Source organism: Mesorhizobium sp. M1E.F.Ca.ET.063.01.1.1 (assembly GCF_003998155.1).
Taxonomy (GTDB): domain Bacteria; phylum Pseudomonadota; class Alphaproteobacteria; order Rhizobiales; family Rhizobiaceae; genus Mesorhizobium.
This window is the reverse complement of sequence record NZ_RZSC01001599.1, coordinates 1-458: the sequence shown is the minus strand read 5'-3', so window position 1 is coordinate 458 and position 458 is coordinate 1. Positions and strand designations below refer to the sequence as shown.

The following is a 458-nucleotide window of genomic DNA, read 5'->3' as shown; positions in this document are numbered from 1 at the left end:
CTGTCCATCGTCTCCTGGGTGGCGGCGGCCGCGGCGGCCTTCTTCTTCTACAAGCCGGTGCTGCCCTACGTTCAGCCCTATGTCGACAACGACAAAATCGCCATGGCGGCGGCCGCCGGCATCGTCTTCGTCATCGCGCTGATCGTCGTTTCGGTGATCACCATGAAGATCGCCGACTGGATCATCGATTCGCGCATCGGCGCGCTCGACCGGACGCTCGGCTTCCTCTACGGCGCGGCACGCGGCGTCCTGGTCGTCGCGGTGGCGCTTTTGTTCTTCAACTGGCTGGCCGGCGCCAAGGCTCCTGCCTGGGTCGCCAACGCCAAGTCGCGGCCGCTGCTCGAGACGATCGGCGCCAAGCTCGAAAGCGTGCTGCCGGAGAATACGGAAGAGCTGGTCAACAAATACACGCATAAGGGCACGCCCACGACCGAGGCGCCGGCAACGTCCGACCAGCC

Annotated in this window: 1 protein-coding gene; it reads left to right on the top strand. The window is 65.3% G+C overall.

What is annotated here, in order from left to right:
* The coding region (locus EOA29_RS39975) for a CvpA family protein (RefSeq protein ID WP_245468866.1) at window positions 1-458 on the top strand (458 nt) is incomplete at both ends.